At 63.8% G+C, this 17,839-nt stretch carries 16 protein-coding genes; 10 read left to right on the top strand and 6 right to left on the bottom strand.

Annotated elements, in window-relative coordinates; all coding sequences use genetic code 11:
* From L6639_RS03435 to L6639_RS03455, 5 genes are all read left to right on the top strand, one after another.
* A complete protein-coding gene (locus tag L6639_RS03435; protein WP_237858919.1) occupies positions 1-1,542 on the top strand; it encodes a sugar ABC transporter ATP-binding protein in 1,542 nt (513 codons plus the stop codon).
* Between the two features lie 5 nt (positions 1,543-1,547).
* A complete protein-coding gene (locus tag L6639_RS03440; protein ID WP_377807478.1) occupies positions 1,548-2,525 on the top strand; it encodes an ABC transporter permease in 978 nt (325 codons plus the stop codon).
* Positions 2,522-3,514 (top strand): ABC transporter permease, encoded by a 993-nt coding sequence (locus L6639_RS03445; RefSeq protein ID WP_237858921.1) that lies wholly within the window; start codon positions 2,522-2,524, stop codon positions 3,512-3,514. Before L6639_RS03440 ends, L6639_RS03445 begins: the two co-directional genes overlap by 4 nt.
* 49 nt (positions 3,515-3,563) lie before the next feature.
* Entirely contained in the window at positions 3,564-4,679 is a 1,116-nt protein-coding gene (locus L6639_RS03450; protein WP_237858922.1) for an autoinducer 2 ABC transporter substrate-binding protein, read from the top strand.
* A 76-nt stretch (positions 4,680-4,755) separates the two neighbouring features.
* On the top strand, positions 4,756-6,117 hold the full coding sequence (locus tag L6639_RS03455; RefSeq protein WP_237858923.1) for an FGGY-family carbohydrate kinase: 1,362 nt from the start codon (positions 4,756-4,758) through the stop codon (positions 6,115-6,117).
* Between the two features lie 893 nt (positions 6,118-7,010).
* On the opposite strand, the gene L6639_RS03460 is transcribed toward L6639_RS03455, so the two are convergent.
* The 6 genes from L6639_RS03460 to L6639_RS03485 all read right to left on the bottom strand — a co-directional run bounded on the left by L6639_RS03460 (position 7,011) and on the right by L6639_RS03485 (position 12,832).
* Positions 7,011-7,589 (bottom strand): histidine phosphatase family protein, encoded by a 579-nt coding sequence (locus tag L6639_RS03460; RefSeq protein ID WP_237858925.1) that lies wholly within the window; start codon positions 7,587-7,589, stop codon positions 7,011-7,013.
* Between the two features lie 10 nt (positions 7,590-7,599).
* Positions 7,600-8,688, bottom strand: coding sequence for an ABC transporter ATP-binding protein (locus tag L6639_RS03465; protein WP_237858927.1), 1,089 nt, complete (start codon positions 8,686-8,688; stop codon positions 7,600-7,602).
* A 9-nt stretch (positions 8,689-8,697) separates the two neighbouring features.
* On the bottom strand, positions 8,698-9,531 hold the full coding sequence (locus L6639_RS03470; RefSeq protein ID WP_237858929.1) for a carbohydrate ABC transporter permease: 834 nt from the start codon (positions 9,529-9,531) through the stop codon (positions 8,698-8,700).
* A gap of 9 nt (positions 9,532-9,540) precedes the next feature.
* Positions 9,541-10,491 (bottom strand): carbohydrate ABC transporter permease, encoded by a 951-nt coding sequence (locus L6639_RS03475; protein ID WP_377802675.1) that lies wholly within the window; start codon positions 10,489-10,491, stop codon positions 9,541-9,543.
* 132 nt (positions 10,492-10,623) lie between these two features.
* Entirely contained in the window at positions 10,624-11,886 is a 1,263-nt protein-coding gene (locus L6639_RS03480) for an ABC transporter substrate-binding protein (RefSeq protein WP_237858931.1), read from the bottom strand.
* Between the two features lies 1 nt (position 11,887).
* On the bottom strand, positions 11,888-12,832 hold the full coding sequence (locus L6639_RS03485) for an N-acetylmuramic acid 6-phosphate etherase (protein ID WP_237858933.1): 945 nt from the start codon (positions 12,830-12,832) through the stop codon (positions 11,888-11,890).
* Between the two features lie 93 nt (positions 12,833-12,925).
* Between L6639_RS03485 and L6639_RS03490 the strand changes: the two genes are divergently transcribed.
* Genes L6639_RS03490 through L6639_RS03510 form a run of 5 tightly spaced genes read left to right on the top strand, consistent with a single transcriptional unit; the run spans position 12,926 to position 17,823 of the window.
* Positions 12,926-13,804 carry a glucosamine kinase nucleotide-binding domain-containing protein gene (locus L6639_RS03490; RefSeq protein WP_237858935.1) on the top strand — a complete coding sequence of 293 codons (879 nt, stop codon included), beginning with the start codon at positions 12,926-12,928 and terminating at the stop codon, positions 13,802-13,804.
* On the top strand, positions 13,795-14,550 hold the full coding sequence (locus L6639_RS03495) for a GntR family transcriptional regulator (RefSeq protein ID WP_237858937.1): 756 nt from the start codon (positions 13,795-13,797) through the stop codon (positions 14,548-14,550). The genes L6639_RS03490 and L6639_RS03495 overlap by 10 nt, the downstream gene beginning before the upstream one ends.
* On the top strand, positions 14,547-15,572 hold the full coding sequence (locus L6639_RS03500) for an SIS domain-containing protein (RefSeq protein WP_237858939.1): 1,026 nt from the start codon (positions 14,547-14,549) through the stop codon (positions 15,570-15,572). Before L6639_RS03495 ends, L6639_RS03500 begins: the two co-directional genes overlap by 4 nt.
* Entirely contained in the window at positions 15,572-16,705 is a 1,134-nt protein-coding gene (gene nagA / locus L6639_RS03505; protein WP_237858941.1) for an N-acetylglucosamine-6-phosphate deacetylase, read from the top strand. Before L6639_RS03500 ends, nagA begins: the two co-directional genes overlap by 1 nt.
* Positions 16,706-16,725: 20 nt before the next feature.
* Positions 16,726-17,823: a Gfo/Idh/MocA family protein gene (locus L6639_RS03510; RefSeq protein WP_237858943.1), complete on the top strand. Its 1,098-nt coding sequence runs from the start codon at positions 16,726-16,728 to the stop codon at positions 17,821-17,823.
* Positions 17,824-17,839: the final 16 nt, after the last annotated feature.

Genomic DNA, 17,839 nt, shown 5'->3' on the forward strand with positions numbered 1-17,839 from the left:
ATGACAACCGGCCCGCATAGCGAAACTCCGACAGCACCGCTCCTGTCGGTGCGTGCGATCGAAAAGTCCTTTCCGGGCGTGCGGGCCCTGTCAGGCGTCTCGTTTGAGGCCGCCAGGGGCGAGGTCCACGCCCTGCTCGGCGAGAACGGTGCCGGCAAGTCGACTCTGATCAAGATCATCTCCGGCGTGTTCCCGCCCGATCGCGGCGAGGTGCTCGTGGACGGCAGCCCGGTCGACCTCGCGCGGCCGGACGATGCCAGGCGCGCCGGCATCGCCACGATCTATCAGGAGCTGCTGCTGTTTCCGGAGCTCACGGTCGCCGAGAATATCTTCATGGGGCATGCGCCGCGCGCTCGCCTTGGCCGGATCGACTGGCGGGCGATGCGCGAGAAGACCAATGCCCTGCTTGCTTCGCTGGAGATTCATGATCTGCAAGCCGACCGTATCGTCGGCTCCCTCAGTGTCGGAAATCGGCAGCGCGTCGAAATCCTGCGCGCGCTGTCACAGGATGCGCGCATCCTGATCATGGACGAGCCGACCGCGGCCCTGACCGAATACGACGTGACGCGGCTGTTCGATATCGTGCGCAAGCTCAAAGCCCGCGGCGTCGCCGTGATCTATATCAGCCATCGGCTCGATGAGATCTTTGCGATCGCCGATCGGGTCACCGTGCTGCGCGATGGCGCTCATGTCGCAACCAGGCGCGTCGCGGATACGGACGCAGCCGGGCTCGTGCAATTGATGGTCGGCCGCAGGATCGAAAGCCTGTTCCCGAAGGTCACGGTTCCGATCGGCAAGCCGGTGCTCGAGGTGAAGGGCCTCGAACGACGGCCGCTGACAAGGAGCGTCTCGCTCACGGTGCGCGCTGGCGAGATCGTGGGCCTTGCCGGCCTCGTCGGCTCGGGTCGGAGCGAGCTGGCGCAAACCATTTTCGGCGTCACGCCGGCCGATGGCGGCGAGATCCGGATCGATGGGCAGCAGGCCGACATTCGCTCACCCGCCCAGGCGCGGTCTTTGGGCGTCGCCTACGTTCCCGAAGATCGCGGCACGCAAGGTCTGGTGCGGCCGATGACGGTGCGCGAGAACTTCAGCCTCGCCGCGCTGGGCAAGGTCGCATTCGGCGGCTTCATCGATCGTGGCGCCGAACGCAAGCTCGCCGGCGATGGCGTCAAGCGCTTTGCCGTCAAGACGAGCTCGCTCGAGCAGATCGCGGGCAAGCTCTCCGGCGGCAATCAACAGAAGATCGTGCTAGGCAAATGGCTCGCCAATGGGCCGAAGCTGTTGATCCTCGACGAGCCGACGCGCGGCATCGATGTCGGTGCCAAGGCGGAGATCCATCGGTTGATGGGCGAGCTTGCGGCCCAAGGGCTCGCTATCTTGATGATTTCGAGCGAACTGCCGGAGGTGCTCGGCATGAGCGACCACGTGCTGGTGATGCGCGAAGGCCGTATCGTTGCCGAATTTCCGCGCGAAGAGGCAACCCCGGAGTCGGTTGGCGCAGCAATGATGGGCAGCCATGAAAGCGCGGAGAAAGCGGCATGACGGCGATGACCTTGGCCGGTGCCGGGGCTGATCCGCGACGGCGGCTGAAGGTGCTTGCCTCGCAGGAGGCTTTGCTCGCGATCGCTGTGATCGGCCTTGCCATCGCCGTCGGGCTTTACAATCCGCGTTTTCTGGCGGCACGCAATCTTGCCGACGTGCTGCTAGGCAACGCCTATATTGCCGTCGCCGCAGTCGGCATGTCGATGGTGATCGTATCCGGCAACATCGATATTTCCGTCGGCGCGCTGATCGGCGTCCTGGCGACGTTCAGTGGCACTTTGGCCGTGAATGGCGCACCGATCGTGGTCGCCTGGCTGGCAGCACTCGTTGCCGGCGTTGTGGTGATGGCCTTGCAGGGCGTCATTATAGCCTATCTGCGCATTCCGGCGATCGTGGTGACGCTCGGCATGTTGTCGATCCTCAAAGGCGGCCTGATAAGCGTCACCGGAGGCAAATGGATCACCGATCTGCCCGACAGTTTCCATCTCGCCGATATCGAGCTCTTCGGCCTACTGCCGTTCCCGGTCTTTCTCATGATCCTGGTGACGATCCTGGCCGCGTTGTGGATGCGCTATTCGGCCTCGGGCCGTGCGATCTATGCCGTCGGAGGCAACGCCGAAGCGGCACGGCTCTGCGGCATCTCGCAACCGCGCACGATCGTCATGGTCTTCGCGCTCCACGGACTCTTTGCCGGAGCGGCCGCCCTGCTCTACGCAACGCAACTGCGCGTCATCCAGTCGACCGTACCGCCGAATCTCGAATTGACAATCATCACTGCGTCGGTCGTCGGTGGCGTCAGCATTCTTGGCGGCGTCGGCACAGTCGTCGGCTCGACCCTTGCGGCCGTCCTGATCGCCGAGATTGCCAGCGCGCTCGTCTTCATCGACGTCTCGCCCTACTGGATCCGCGCGGTGCAAGGCGTTCTCATCCTCGTGACCGTGATCGCCGACATCTTGCGGCGCCGGCGCATGGCCGGAGCATGAGCGCCATGAGCGAGATCCCTCTCCCCCAGGTCGCCAAGCGCGTCGTGCCCTGGTGGCTGCTGCGCCACGAAACCATGCTCGCGGTGATCCTGCTCGTCGCATTGATCGTGCTCGGGGGCTTGAACAGCCGTTTCCTCACGCTCGACAATCTGCTCAACCAGGGCAGGCTGACGACCGAGGTCGGGCTCATCGCGCTGCCCATGACCTTTATCATCATCACCGGTGGCATTGATCTCTCGGTGGGCTCGATCGTCGGCCTCTGCGCGATCCTGCTCGGCTATTCCTGGAAGGTTTTCGGCCTTCCTCTGCCGCTGGCAATCTGCTTCTCGTTGTTCGTCGGTGCAGCGGCGGGGTTCCTCAACGGAATCGTCATCACCAGAGTGAAAGTGCCGCCGCTGATCATGACCATCGCGACGCTCGCCCTCTACCGCGGCCTCGCCGAGGGGATCAGCCAGGCGCGTTCGGTGCGCGGCTACCCTGAATGGTTCTATTTCGTCGGACAGGAAAACCTCTTCGGTGTCCCGGCGCAGCTCTGGCTCTTGCTGATTGCGATCGTGGTCACGGCCATCGTTCTTGACCGCACCACTTTCGGCCGGACACTCTATGCGATCGGCAACAACGAGACTGCGGCGCGCTTTTCCGGCTTGCCGGTCGATCGCGTCAAGCTGATGATCTACACGCTATCGGGCCTGATGGCCGGCCTTTCCGCCTGTGTTCTGGTCTCGCGCGTGACCACCACCCGCTCGGACATGGGGATCGGCTATGAGTTGGACGTGATCGCGGCGGTCGTGCTCGGTGGCACCAGCATATTCGGCGGCGTCGGCACCATCTGGGGTACCGTGGTCGGCCTCGCGATGATCCAGCTGTTGAAAAACGGGCTGGCCCTGACCGGCGTCAAGGGCGACGCGACGATCGTCGTCATCGGCACGGTCCTCATCCTTTCAACTCTTGTGGCGAGTTCGCTCCAGCGGAGACGCGAGGGCGTTTGACGGCGTGTCTAGCCGCAAAAAAGCGGCATCAAAATGGGAGGAAAACAAGATGAAGCTCGGATTAGCTGCTGCATTCCTCGGCGCGACGCTGCTGGCCGGAACGGCCTCGGCGGCGGACAAGAGATGGGACGGCGCGGACGACCTGCCGGTCAATCCGCTCGCCTGTTCGGCTGGCGAGGCCAGTGCCGCGCCCGCGGCCAAGCCTTATGACGGTGGCAAGCCAACGAATGCGGCCGACAAAGCCGGCAAACCGATCACGCTCGTCGACGTGCCGAAACTGATCGGCATCGGCTATTTCAACGCGACCTCGAAAGGCATGCAGGATGCCGCCAAGGCGCTCGGCAACGTCACGGTGAAAACCGACGGCCCGACCGAGGCCAAGATCGACGAGCAGATCAAGTTCATCGACAATTACATCACCAGCGGCGTCGACGGCATTCTCTTCGCCGCCAACGATCCGGTGGCGATCGCGCCGGTGCTGAAGAAGGCGCTGTCGAAGGGCATCCATGTCGTTGGCTACGACGCCAACTCGTCGCCGGACGCGCGCGAATGGTTCGTCAACCAGGCCGAGTTCAACGGTATCGCCAAGTCGATGGTCGACTCCATGGCCAAGGAGGCCGGCGAGGACAAGAGCTTTGCGATCGTCACCTCGACCTTCACGACGCCGAACCAGGCACGCTGGATCGCCGAAATGTGGGCCTATGCGCAAAAGTGCCATCCCAAGCTGAAATGGCTCGAAACGGTCGAGGCGCAGGAGGACAACAACCTGTCCTTCAACCAGGCGACGACGCTGATCAACAAGCATGGTGACAAGCTCGCGGGCTTGTTCGGCATGACGTCGGTCGCGACGCCCGCTTCGGCGGAAGCCGTCACCAAGGCCAAGCTCTGCGGCAAGGTGGCGGTGGTCGGCCTCGCGACGCCCAACGCGATGAAGCCGTATGTCAACGCGGACTGCGTCAAGTCGGTCGTGCTGTGGAATCCGGTCGATCTCGGCTATGCCGCAACCTACGTGATGCGTGCCGTGGTCGACGGCAGCCTGAAGCCGGGCGCGACCTCGGTCGACGCGGGCAAGCTCGGTAAGCTGAACGTGGTCAATGGCAGCGAGATCCTGCTTGGTTCTCCCTTTATTTTCACCAAGCAGAACATCAAGGACTTCGATTTCTGATCTGAACTCGTCGCCCGGCCGCCGAGCGCGGTCGGGCGACGCTTATCGAAATCGCCCTCTTGCCGTGAGCTTGACGATGAGCCAGACGGTCGCGGTGCTCGACATCGGCAAGACAAATGTAAAGCTTGCCTTGTTCGACGAAGGCCGCCTTCTCTGGGAAAAGTCGGCGCCCAATCGCGTTCTGCCGGGATCGCCATATCCGCACGAAGACGTCGAGAGCGGATGGAGCTTCTTCCTCGATGCGCTTCGCGAGGCCGCACGCACGCATCGGATCGGCGCGATTGTTCCGACGGCGCATGGCGCAGCCGGCGCGTTGATCGGCGAGAGCAACCTCGCGGCTCCGGTCATGGACTACGAGTTCAAAGGCATAGACGAGATCGAGCCCGACTACGCCAAGCTGCGACCACCTTTTTCGCAGAGCCTGTCTCCGAAACTGCCCGCTGGCCTCAATCTCGGGCGGCAGCTGGCCTATCAGAAATGGCGCTGTCCGGATCTCTTCGCCAAAGCGAAGCATTTCGTTGGCTATCCACAATATTGGGCCTGGCGCTTGAGCGGCGTCGCGGTCTCGGAAGTCACCACGCTCGGCGCCCATGGTGATCTCTGGCTACCGCGGCAGGGACAGGTCTCGAGCCTCGTCGGCGCCCTCGACGTTGGCCACTTGCTGCCGCCGATGCGCCGCGCCTTCGACCCGCTTGGTCCGATTCAGCCTGACATCGCTGCCGCGACCGGGCTTGCGCCCGAAACTCCGGTCTTTTGCGGAATCCACGATTCCAACGCTTCACTTCTGCCCTACCTCGTCTCGCGCCAGGCGCCGTTCACGGTGCTGTCGACGGGCACCTGGGTGATCCTGATGAGCGTGGGCCTTTCGCTCGACCAGCTCGATCCTCGCGATGACACGCTCGCCAACGTCGACGTGCTGGGTCGTCCGATCGCCTGCGGACGCTTCATGGGCGGACGCGAATACGCCGTCATCGCAGGCGGGGGTGGCAACCCGGATATCGACGCGATCGAGCGCGTGATCGCCTCGGGCACGATAGCCCTGCCCTGCTTCTCCGGTCAGGGCGGGCCTTATGCGACGACCGAGGGCGTGGTCCGCGGCGAGGTCGCAGCGCGAGATCGGGCCGCACTTGCGACCCTCTATTGCGCGCTGGTCAGCGATCTGTTGCTGACACGCATGGGAGCGACCATCGGCGATCTCATCGTCGAAGGAACCTTCGCTCGTAATCGTCCCTTCTGTCAGACTCTTGGCGCGCTACGACCGACGCAGCGTGTCTTCGGGGCTGAGGATGCCGCGGGCACGGCACGCGGCGCGGCAATGCTCGCGCAATGGCCGCCCTCTTACCTTATTGCGGAGCCGAGCCCGATCGCTCCGATTTCGATTTCCGGCCTGGATTCTTATCGCAAGGCCTGGACGGCAACAGTCGACAGGATCGTATGACCGGGCCAACCCGAGAGGCCGCGGTGCAGTTCCTCCGCGACTCTCCGCCAATCCAACCCCCACGCTCAGGACTCGCGTTCGCATTCTCGCGGCGCAGTGCGCCCGAGCTTTGCATCGTTCTCACCCTCCTCTGAAAGAGGGCGCAGGGAAGACCGGGTGCCAGGCTGGCACCCGCGGTCCACTGTGCGATATCTGCGCTACAACAGGCTGCACAGCGGCATACAGGTGAAGCCGAAACATCCGGCCTTCCCTGCGCAGTGGTTTGACGGCTTATGTCGTGATCCCCCCGGGGAGCGATGCACTATTGCCCCAGACGTCTCGCAGATGACTGATGTGCACGCCCGGTTGGACATCGCACATCACCACGAGCCTTGGCGCACAGGCTCCGGGCGCCAGGACCACACGGTTTTGCCGTACGCGGATCACACCGGTCGTTTGCGCGAGGTCTTCGCTCACGGTTGCCCGCCCTGCAAAGCCCTTCGCGCCGATGTGATCCACGCCCACCGCCGTCCGGCCCGCGTCGTGACGATCGCGATACGCCCTCTTCCTTGGGCCGGGTTGCGCGACACATGCGCCGTTTCCGAATTTCGGTAAAGTGGAATGTTTTTGCCGACGGATATTGCCCACCCCTCGCGTGTTTTGCCCGTCGGGCAACGCGAGGTCTTGTAGCCCATCCATCGAACCAAAACCGCCTGATGGCGTTAACCCCGGCACCGCCGGGTGACAACCGGACACAACAGGGAACGATGGACGTGGCGCATTTTTCCGGTTTCTGCCCACGACATCAACGTATCGGTACGCGCTGACATCTAACCTGTTCCCGGCGCGTGCAGCCTTTCCGCCGCACGCGCCAACCAGCCCTCGCTATTGCCTCGCCGTGCCTGCTAGGACAATCACAGCTCTTCGAGGCGGCGCCAGCCATGCAGCACGCGGCGTCCATGCGAAGTGAATGCGAAGCAGCAGCCGCCGCCAGCAAGCTGGTCATGGACGCGATCAATCGCCAAACCGGAGTAATGGCAAAATAAGAGAGTCCCAACGCCACCGTGGCCGACAAAGAGCACGTCGCCAGGCGTGCCGCGAGCCAGCACATGCTCGACCTCGCCGACGATGCGCAGTTGGGCGTCAACCGCGCGTTCCCAGCCACGAATGCTGACGTGGGGTTGCCCGAAAAACTGATTGGCCATCGCCTCGAACTCGTCGGGAACGAGGAAGCCTGTGGCCGATCGATCGTTCTCGTGCATTGCTTCGCGCACCTCCACGTCGATCCCCAGCTTTGCCGCGATGATCTCAGCGGTCTCGATCGCCTTTCGCTCTCCACTGGAGATGACCTGCGTGGTACCTGACAGCGGCCCAGTGGCCATCACGGTTTCCGTACGCGCTCTGCCGACCTCACTCAGGCCCCAACGCGGAACGGGAATCGACGGATCGATATTGACCTGAGGATGGGTCAGATAGCGGACGACATTCGTCATGGGCGAATGATCACCGGGTTTCTGTCGCAACACGCAAGCCAGAGGCATCGAAGACGTGGACATCGGGACTCGCAGCAACTAGTGTCACCGTCTCGCCCGGCGCCGGCGTCTGGCGGCCACGAACCTCCGCAACGAACATCTTGCCGTCGACGCGGCGCAGATAGGCGAAGGAGGCCTCGCCGAGCCGTTCGACCAGCTCGACGATGCCTTCGGCGGTGAAAGCACCGGCTTCTCCCCGGACAAGATGCTCCGGGCGGACGCCGACCGTCAGCCTGTCGCCGACCTTCAGCGATGCCGCTGATATGTCAAGGGTGCGAAATGCGGCACCGGTGACGCGCGCTCGTCCGCCCTCGATGCCTTCGACCTCAGCTTCGAAGAAATTCATCGCAGGCGAGCCTATGAAGCCGGCAACGAACAGATTGGCGGGTTCATAATAGAGGTCGAGTGGTTTGCCGACCTGCTCGATGCAGCCCTTGTTCATCACGACGATGCGGTCGGCAAGCGTCATCGCCTCGACCTGATCGTGCGTAACATAGACGATCGTCGACTTCAGCAGCCTGTGCAAATTCGCGATCTCGACGCGGGTCGAGACACGCAGGGCTGCGTCGAGATTGGAGAGCGGCTCGTCGAACAGGAACACTTCAGGCTCGCGCACGATCGCGCGGCCGATCGCAACCCGCTGACGCTGGCCGCCGGAGAGATCGCGGGGATAGCGCTCGAGCAGCTCCTCGAGCCGCAGCATGCGCGCCGCTTCCGTGACGCGCCGCTCGCGCTCGGTCGGCGGCACGCCAGTGAACTTCAAGCCGAACGTCATGTTCTTGCGCACATTCATGTGCGGATACAGCGCGTAGGACTGGAACACCATCGCGATGCCGCGTTCGGCCGGCGCGAGCGTATTGACAAGCTTGCCGGCGATATGGATGTCCCCGCCCGATGCACCATCGAGCCCGGCAATCATCCGCAGCAGGGTCGACTTGCCGCAGCCCGAGGGACCAACGAGAACGACGAATTCGCCGTCCTCGATGCTCAAATTGACGTCGTTGAGCACCGTCGTCGCGCCATAGCGCTTGTTGAGGTGCTCGATGCTCAGATTGGCCATTCTGACAACCTATTTGACCGCGCCGGAGGTGAGGCCTGCGATGAGTTGGCGCGAGAGGATGACGTAGATCACGACGACCGGCAGGATCGCCATCGACAGTGCGGCGAGCACGGAATTCCAGTCGGTAATGTACTGGCCGAGAAACTGCTGCACGCCGAGCGTCACCGTATGGGTTGAATCGCTCGAGGTCAGGATCAAGGGAAACCAGAGGTCGTTCCAGATCGGCACGATGGTGAAGACAGCGACCGTGGCAATGGCCGGTCGCAGCAGCGGGGCGACCACCTCGAAGAAGATGCGGGTTTCCGGCACGCCGTCGCAGCGCGCGGCGTCGCGCAAATCCTTGGGAATCTGCTGGATGAACTCGCTCAATATGAAGATCGACATCGGCAGGCCCTGCGCGACATAGACCAGGACCAGGGCCGTCAGCGTGTCGTTGAGGCCGGCGGACCGCATCATGTTCAGGATTGCGACGGAGCCAAGCCGGATCGGCACCATGATGCCGATCGACAGGAACAGCGCCAGCGCCGTCGAACCCCGGAAACGGTACTCGGTCAGCGCCCAGGCCGCCATTGCCCCGAACAGCAGGACGAGCGCCATGCTGACGAGAGTCACGATCAGCGAGTTCGAATAGTACAAAAGGATATGCGATGACCGGAACACCTTCTCGTAGCCGATCAGGCTGAAGGTTGATGCGTCCGGCGGCGTCAGCGGACTGCCGAAGATGGCGCTGCGCACCTTGAACGAATTCATCACGACGAGCAGGATCGGACCTACCGCCAGAAGGCTATAGGCAATCAGGACGAGATGGACACCGATGCTCCTTGCGCGCTGATCCCTAGTCATGCCTCCCCCTCAGAAAGCGTAACGGCGAATGCGCCGCTGCACGAGGAAGAGATAGAGGCAGAGGCCGAGAAGGATGATGAAGAACATCACGGTCGCGACCGCAGCGCCCATCGTCGGATTGCCTAGCTGGAGCTGATTACCGAAGAAGGTGCGGTAGAAAAACGTGCCAAGGATGTCGGTGGCGAAATTCGGCCCCGCAAGCGCGCCCTTGACCGAGTAGATCAGATCGAAAGCGTTGAAGTTGGCGACGAAGGTCAGGACCGAGACCAGGCTGATCGTCGGCAGCACGAGCGGCAGCTTGATGTGGAAGAAAATGCGGAACTGTCCGAGCCCATCGACCCGTGCCGCGTCGATTAGCTCTTCGGGGATGTTGAGCAGCGCGGCGTAGATCAACATCATCGGGATGCCGACGAATTGCCAGACTGAAATGAGGGACAGGGTGACGAGCGCGCTCGATTCGAGCCCGAGCCATGGGGCAAAGAGCGAGCCCAATCCGACCGCCTTCAGGGCGCCGGAGGCCACGCCCCAGAGGGGCGAAAGGATCAGATTCCAGGAGAAGCCGACAATGACAACCGACAACATCGTCGGGAGAAACATCACGGTGCGATAAAAGCCTTTGAGCCTCACACCCGGCAGGCTGAGCAATCCAGCGAGCGCAATACCGACCGGATTCTGCACGCACATATGCACGACGAAGAATATCAGGTTGTTGCCGAGCGCATTCCAGAATGGCTTCGACCAAAGCGCATCGCCGAGCAGCGTTTGGAAATTGGCGAGGCCGACGAAAGATCGTGCTCCGGACGTATCGCTCGTATACGTCGAGAGCGCCATCGTCGCGACGAGCGGGTAGATCGAAAACAGGGTGTAGATCACGACCGCAGGCCCGAGAAAGAACAGCAGAAGGCCCGCGAGCTTTGCGCGGGGCATCTGGGCCGTGACGTGCGAGACCGGTTCAGCCATGACGGGGAAAGAACAAACCTAACATGCGTTATCGCCGCTGTTTGCTGGTGCCATCTCCTGGCGAAGCGTGCAGCAACTATCGACCAAGAACGGTCCCTCTCCCCGCAAAAGCGGGGAGAGGGAGACCTCATATCACTTGGCGGGCTTGTACCACTTGTCGAGACCATCCTGGAGCTGCTTGCCGGCAGCTTCGGGCGTCAGCTTGCCGTTGACCACCTGCGCGGACACGTTCCAGAGTTCGTTTTCGAGATTCGGCGTTCCGCGCGACAGGATCTGATACGAATTGCGGATCGTCGACTTGCAGGTCTGCCGCCATCCGACCATCGTTGCAGCGACGTCGTCCTCGACCTTCACCGGAGTCTTGGCGAGGGGGAAGAAGCCGGGAAGCGCGTTGGCGTAGATCGTTGCGAATTCCGGCGTCGTCAACCATTCCAGGAATTTCTTGGCATCCTCCTTGTTCTTCGAGGCTGCGTTGATGCCCATCGCGATGTCGGTGTGATCGGAGATATAGCAATCCGTCGTGCCGGCGGGTTGCGGCGGCGGGAAAGCACCCATGGCGAATTTCGCCTGGCCCCTGAACGTCGAGATGTCCCACGAGCCAGCGGCATAGATCGCACCCTTGCCGAGCGAGAACAGGTTCTGACTGTCGGCGTAGGTCTGCGCTTGGAAGCCCGATCCGAGATAGGGTGCCCAGCTTGCGATCTCCTTGAAGGCCGCGACGTATTGCGGGTCGGTGAGCTTCTCCTTGCCGGCAATCAGATTGGCCCGCCCTGCCTCGCCTTTCCAATAGTCGGGACCGATGTTCTGGAAGCCCATGGTTGCGGCCTCCCACTGGTCGGCCGTGCCCATCACCAGCGGGACATAGGTCCCGTCCTTCTTGAACTTCTCGAGCACGGCGTGCAATTCGTCGAGCGTCTTCGGCTCGGTCACGCCGACCTTGGCGAAGGCTTCCTTGTTGTAGATGAATCCGGCGATGACGGAGGCGATCGGAACACAGAAAGTGGTCTTGCCGTCGTCGGTTTGCCACGCGGCCTTTGCGACATCGGAGAAATTGTCCATGCCCTTGATGGCGTCGACGCTATCGAGCTGATGCTTCTGATAGAGCGCGAGCGAGGCGTCGAACGGACGGCAGGTGATGAGGTCGCCGGCGGTCCCGCCATCGAGCCGCGCATTGAGGGCAGCATTGTATTCCTTGGGCGCCGAAGGCGCGAATTCGATCTTGATGTCGGGATAGTGCTTGTTGAAGGCGGGAATGATCTTGGAGTTCCAGATGTCGGCGTCGTCATTGCGCCAGCTCTCGATCTTCAACGAGCCCGCCTGGGCCGACGCCAGCCCCGCGAGCAACGCCAACGCGGCAACCTCAGCTCCCAATCCGGCCTTGAATGTCCGTCTCATGCTACGCTCCCTTGTTCGGGCCTTCGCCCTTGATTCCGTTACCCCTTGCGCGGCGCAATGCGTCGTCGATGCGGCCTTCAGCAGCGGCGAGCCAATTGACGGCTTCACTCATGCTGGGGATGCCGCACGCAATCAACACCGCCGGCTTGACGTCTCCGTCAGCCTCACGCAACGCCGCTGCCGCTTTGGCATCGCTGACATCAGCAATCGCCGCGACGATCCCGCGCGCCCGCTCGCGCAACTTGGCGTTATCGGCCTTCAGATTGACCATCAGCCCTTGATGGATGTGACCGAGATCGAGTCCCATCAAAGATGAGAGCATGCCAAGCGCGGCCTTCTGCGCGGCTCCGGCCGCGAGCCGCGTCGAGCCCCGCAGCGCTTCCTCCCCGCTTTCGAGCAGGATCGACGCGTCGGCGCCAACGAGCAATTGCGAGGCGGGACGATGCGCGATGCCAATAACGAAGGCGCCGCGGCGACGCGCCTCTGCGGCCGCGGCCACAGTGAACGGCGTCGAGCCGCTCGCCGATACAGCGATCACGGCGTCGCCGGAGAGATCACCAAGCTCGGCTATCGAACGCTCACCGGCTGCAGCATCGTCCTCGGCCGCGCCGTCGATGCGAAATGGCTCAACGGCTCCGCCAGGCAGGACAATCGCGATACGGCTCTGGTCAAGGCCGAACGTCCCGGGAAGCTCGGCGGCATCTTCGGCCGCCGCAAGGCCCGACGACCCTGCGCCGGCATAGACCAGACGTCCGCCGGCTCGCCAAACGGCGGCGAGCCGAAGTGCCGCCGTACGGATATCACTGGAAACAGCCGCGACCGAAGCAATCGCTCGGCGATAGGAGGCGAGCATTGCCTCCGCAAACATCGCCTCATCGGTCGTCACGACGTCGGCGGTGTCGCCGCACCTCTCTCCGACCGTCTCTCCACTCGGCAGTACCAGCATCGTGAATACCAATGGTAGATACCTCTTGTATTCGTTTTAGACACGTGACATACCACTTGTCTAGAGCCGTTAAGAATTTTTTTAGGAGGCCCCTTGGCGACAGCCCGGTTCTTTCTCGGAGTAGACGGCGGCGCCACCCGTTGCCGCGCGAGATTGCGGGACTCGTCCGGCCGCGAACTCGGGCGCGCCGTAGGGCCGGCTTCGAACATCTATCTCGACTTCGACGAGGCGATGCTGGTCGTGCGCGACACCATCGAATCCGCGATCAGCGCCGGCGCACCGCGGCAGGAGATCGCCCTCGGCCTCAGCCTTGCCGGTCTTTCGGACGACAATGAAGCGGAGCGTGTCTCCGCCGCCCTGCCCGGCTTCGGGCGGGTCGTCGCCGTCAATGATGCTGTCGCCGCTTGCGTCGGCGCCAACGGCGTCGGCGATGGCGGCCTGATCATCGCGGGCACGGGCTCGGCGGGCATCGCGCGCGTAGGGACCCGAACGACGATCATCGGCGGACGCGGCTTCTGGCTCGGCGACGACGGATCCGCCGCGCGCCTCGGCGAATCCGCGCTGCGCGCGACGCTGCGTGCGATCGACGGCCTGGAGCCGATGAGCGGACTGGCACAGGCGCTCGGTCGACATTTTGATGACGATCCATTGCGGATGAGCCGCTGGGCAGCGGACGCCAGACCCAGAGACTACGGAGCCTTCGCGCCCCAGATCCTTGACGTCGCAAGGTCCGGAGATATGCGCGCGCGCGAAATCGTCGCGGAAGCAGCGTCCGCGATAGCGGCTCTCGCGAACGCGCTGAACGCGCTCGGCGCCGAGCGCATTGCGCTGGCGGGCGGCTTCGGAGAGCCCTTGCGCCCCTTCCTGCCGCCCGATGTGGCCAAGCGTCTCGCCCAGCCGCGACGCGACGCCGTCGACGGTGCGATCCTTCTTGCCGGCGGAACGCTCGCGGAGGACGCGGCATGTCCATGACGGTCGAGACGGCGCCCGGCCAAAAGCTCTATCGTGCCGTGGTCGATGCGCTTCGGCGCGAGATCGAGACCGGACGCTTCGCGGAGACGCAGCTGCTTCCGGCCGAGCGCGTGTTGTGCGAGCTGCTCGAGGTATCGCGCACGACGCTGCGCAAGGCGATCGCTGATCTGATCGCCGAAGGCGTGCTGTTTCACCGTCACGGCGCCGGCACCTTCATCCATCGTGCAACGCCGCGGGTCGAACAGCCCTCCTCGCGTTTGACGAGCTTCACCGAAGACATGCGGCTGCGCGGATTGGAGGCGAGCTCGCGCGAGCTTGAACGCGGCGTCTTCCTGCCGACGCCGGAAGAGGCGATGATGCTCGGTGTACGGCCGAACGACCGCGTGTTCCGGCTCGGACGCCTGCGCCTGGCCGACGGTTCGCCCATGGCGATCGAACGCGCTGCCGTGCCGATACGCTTTCTTCCTGAGCAGGAATCGGTCGGCGATTCGCTCTACGAGGCGCTCTCCGCAAGGGGCTTCAGACCAACCCGGGGCCTGCAGCGCTTGCGTGCGACCCTCCTCGATCATGCGGATGCCGAACTGCTTGGCGTCGCGCCTGACAGCCCCGCGCTCTACATCCAGCGCATCGCCTACCTCGCCGACGGGTCCTGCGTCGAGTTCACGAAGTCCTGGTACCGCGCCGACGCCTATGACTTCGTCTCCGAACTCACGCTGTCGCCCCCGGCCCGAAAGACGCAGCGATGACGACCCACATGCTTCAGGAGATCGGCGAGGCGGGTGAAGCGGCTGCGCGCCAGCTTGGTCAGAATGCTGATCGGCTTGCTGAAGTCGGCGCCCGTCTGCGCGCGCTCGATCCGCCGCTCGTTGCAACCATCGGCCGCGGCTCGTCGGATTGCTGCGCGCTCTATCTGAAATATCTCGTCGAGATTCTATCGGGGGTGCCTTGCGCCTCGATCGGCCCCTCCATTGCGACGCTTTACCGGACGCCGATGCGGCTCAAAGGCAGCGTTTCCGTCGCGATCTCGCAATCGGGGCGCAGCCCTGACATTGTGGAAATGCAGCGCGCCGCGCGCAGCGGCGGTGCGCTGGCCCTCGCATTGGTCAATGACGTCGCCTCGCCACTCGCGCAAGAGGCTGAAATCCTGCTGCCGCTCTGCGCCGGGACGGAACGTTCCGTCGCCGCGACCAAGTCGATGGTGGCCGGTCTTGTCGCCGGGGCAAGCCTCGTCGCCGCCTGGCGCGAGGATCGGCAGCTCGCAGACGCCCTCGCCGGCCTCCCGGACGTCCTGCGCGCCCAGGCAACGCCGCCGCCCGCGGCGATGCTGGCCAGACTTGCAAATGCCCGCAGCGCTTTCGTGCTCGGTCGCGGCGCGACGCTTGCGATCGCCGCGGAAGCGGCGCTCAAGCTCAAGGAAACGTGCGCGATTCACGCCGAGGCCTACTCCGCGGCCGAGGTGTTGCACGGCCCGGCCGAACTCGTTGCTTCGGGCTTCCCTATCATCGCCTTCCTGCCGTCCGATCCGGCGCGCGAAGGCATGCTGCCGGCGCTCGCGGCGCTGGCCGACGCCGGCGCGACGGTAATCGCAATCGAAGCAGGCGGCGACGATGAGCCGGATCGACTCGCGACCGCACGAGTCGAGGCGCCCCTGTTGGAGCCCATCGTCATGATCCACCGCTTCTACCGGCTTGCCGAAGCGCTCGCGCTCCGGCTCGGGCGCGATCCCGACCGCCCGCGCAATCTGCGCAAGGTAACGGAGACCGTCTGATGATCGTTCTGTCCGGCGCGCGGATCTTCGATGGCGAACGCTTTCTCGATGACCATGCGGTCGTCGTCGACGGCGCGCGCATTGCCGCAATCGTTCCCCACTCGCAGAGACCTGACGGCGCCATGCGGGATCTCGGCGGCGGCCTGCTTGCGCCCGGCTATGTCGACGTTCAGGTCAATGGCGGCGGCGGCGTCCTGTTCAACGAGGACCCGACGCCCGAAGGCATCGCCCGCATCGCGGCCGCGCACCGTGACCATGGGACCATCGGGCTGCTGCCGACGCTGGTGACCGACACGCCGCAGGTGATGGCCACCGCGATCGCAGCGACGCGCGAGGCGCGGCGTCTGACCCCTGCGGCACTTGGCATTCACCTGGAAGGCCCTTTCCTGGATCCGCGCCGCAAGGGCGCGCATGAACTCAACTACATCCGCAATCTCGAACCCGACGACATCGCGACAATCGCCAAGGCAGAATGTGGCGCGATCATGCTGACGCTCGCGCCCAACCGGGTCGGAGCCGAGAGCATCGCCGAGCTCACGCGGCAGGGCGTGCTTGTCTCGCTGGGCCATTCCGACGCAACCTACCAGGAGGCGCGCCGGGCCGTGGAAGCAGGCGCGCGCGCATTCACCCATTTGTTCAACGCGATGAGCCCGCCGACGGGACGCGAGCCGGGCATGGTCGGTGCCGCACTCGATCTGGACGATGTGTTCGTCGGCCTCATCGCCGACGGTCATCACGTCCACGAGGCGAATTTGCGCGTTGCGCTAGCCGCCAAGCGGCACGATCGTTTCATGCTGATTACCGACGCGATGCCGCCGGCGGCCGGCGGCCCCGATCATTTCGATCTTCAGGGCCGGCGCGTGACGTCCGTTGACGGTTGCCTGCGGCTCGACGACGGGACGCTCGCCGGCTCGGTTCTGACCATGGATGAGGCGGTGCGCTATGCCGTCAACGTCCTCAGGCTTCCGCTCGCCAATGCCCTCGCAATGGCGTCGCGCATTCCGGCGACGTTTCTCCGGCGCGATACTGACCTCGGCCGTATCGCACCAGGCTATCTCGCCAGCCTCGTGCATCTCGACGACGAGCTGCGCGTGCAGGAAACCTGGATCGAGGGCTGCCCCCTTAACACCTGATTGAAGGACGCGATCGAGCCATGTCCTCGCTCTCCGTTTCGTCCCCACAGAAGATCCGCGTTCTCGTGGTTGGCCTCGGCACCATGGGAACAAGCCATGCCCGCGCCTACAGATCGATCGAGGGTTTCGAGCTCGTTGGTCTTTGCACCTCTCGCGCGGCCGATCGCGACGATCTCGAGGCCGAGTTTCCTGCTCTTCCGCGCTTCGAAAGCTACGAGGAGGCGCTCACAAATTTGCGTCCCGATGCGGTCGCGATCTGCACTTACACCGAGCATCACGCCGCCATGGCGTTGCGGGCTTTCGCCGCCGGCGCGCATGTTTTCTGCGAAAAGCCGCTGGCCGACACGCTGGATGCCGCGCGGCACGTCGTGAGCGCTGCACACGCAGCCGGAAAGGCGCTGCTGGTCGGCTATATCCTGCGCGTCCATCCCGCATGGTCGCGGTTCGTCGAAATCGGACGAACGCTCGGAAAGCCGCTCGTGATGCGCATGAATCTCAACCAGCAGTCCGCGGGCTCTTTCTGGGAGGTGCACAAGAGACTTATGCGGTCGACCTCACCGATCGTCGACTGCGGCGTCCATTACGTCGACATCATGTGCCAGGTGACGCGAGCCCGCCCCGTCGCGGTTCACGCAGTCGGGGCGCGACTGACGAGCGAGATCGCGCCGGCCATGTACAATTACGGCCATCTCCACATCATGTTCGACGACGGCTCGGTCGGCTGGTACGAGGTCGGCTGGGGTCCGATGATGAGCGAGACCGCCCATTTCGTGAAAGACATGATCGGCCCTGATGGCAGCGTGTCGATCGTCGCGAAAGAGAGCGGCGATGCGGGCGCCGGTTCGGCGGAACATGACTCGCATACACGCACCAACGCGCTTCGCGTCCATCACGCGGCGCGTGACAGCGAAGACCGCTTTGCCAAGCCGGACGAAATAATCTCGACCGCCGATGAGCCCGGCCATCAGGAACTCTGCGAACGCGAGCAGCTGATGTTTCTGAGTGCGATCCGTGGCGAAATCGATCTGTCCGAGCATCACGAGGACGCGATCAACTCGCTCCGCATCGTCTTTGCCGCCGACGAGAGCGTTCGAACGGGGGAAGTCGTACGCCTGTAGATCCACACCGATCGAA

This window comes from Bradyrhizobium zhengyangense, assembly GCF_022012555.1.
GTDB lineage: Bacteria > Pseudomonadota > Alphaproteobacteria > Rhizobiales > Xanthobacteraceae > Bradyrhizobium > Bradyrhizobium zhengyangense.

Coding starts and splice junctions, on each gene's coding strand:
- L6639_RS03445 (WP_237858921.1), top strand. CDS start 2,522: ATGAGCGCCATGAGCGAGATCCCTCTCCCCCAGGTCGCCAAGCGCGTC.
- L6639_RS03455 (WP_237858923.1), top strand. CDS start 4,756: ATGAGCCAGACGGTCGCGGTGCTCGACATCGGCAAGACAAATGTAAAG.
- L6639_RS03440 (WP_377807478.1), top strand. CDS start 1,548: ATGACCTTGGCCGGTGCCGGGGCTGATCCGCGACGGCGGCTGAAGGTG.
- L6639_RS03470 (WP_237858929.1), bottom strand. CDS start 9,531: ATGACTAGGGATCAGCGCGCAAGGAGCATCGGTGTCCATCTCGTCCTG.
- L6639_RS03510 (WP_237858943.1), top strand. CDS start 16,726: ATGTCCTCGCTCTCCGTTTCGTCCCCACAGAAGATCCGCGTTCTCGTG.
- L6639_RS03500 (WP_237858939.1), top strand. CDS start 14,547: ATGACGACCCACATGCTTCAGGAGATCGGCGAGGCGGGTGAAGCGGCT.
- nagA (WP_237858941.1), top strand. CDS start 15,572: ATGATCGTTCTGTCCGGCGCGCGGATCTTCGATGGCGAACGCTTTCTC.
- L6639_RS03480 (WP_237858931.1), bottom strand. CDS start 11,886: ATGAGACGGACATTCAAGGCCGGATTGGGAGCTGAGGTTGCCGCGTTG.
- L6639_RS03460 (WP_237858925.1), bottom strand. CDS start 7,589: ATGACGAATGTCGTCCGCTATCTGACCCATCCTCAGGTCAATATCGAT.
- L6639_RS03475 (WP_377802675.1), bottom strand. CDS start 10,491: ATGGCTGAACCGGTCTCGCACGTCACGGCCCAGATGCCCCGCGCAAAG.
- L6639_RS03450 (WP_237858922.1), top strand. CDS start 3,564: ATGAAGCTCGGATTAGCTGCTGCATTCCTCGGCGCGACGCTGCTGGCC.
- L6639_RS03465 (WP_237858927.1), bottom strand. CDS start 8,688: ATGGCCAATCTGAGCATCGAGCACCTCAACAAGCGCTATGGCGCGACG.
- L6639_RS03485 (WP_237858933.1), bottom strand. CDS start 12,832: ATGCTGGTACTGCCGAGTGGAGAGACGGTCGGAGAGAGGTGCGGCGAC.
- L6639_RS03435 (WP_237858919.1), top strand. CDS start 1: ATGACAACCGGCCCGCATAGCGAAACTCCGACAGCACCGCTCCTGTCG.
- L6639_RS03495 (WP_237858937.1), top strand. CDS start 13,795: ATGTCCATGACGGTCGAGACGGCGCCCGGCCAAAAGCTCTATCGTGCC.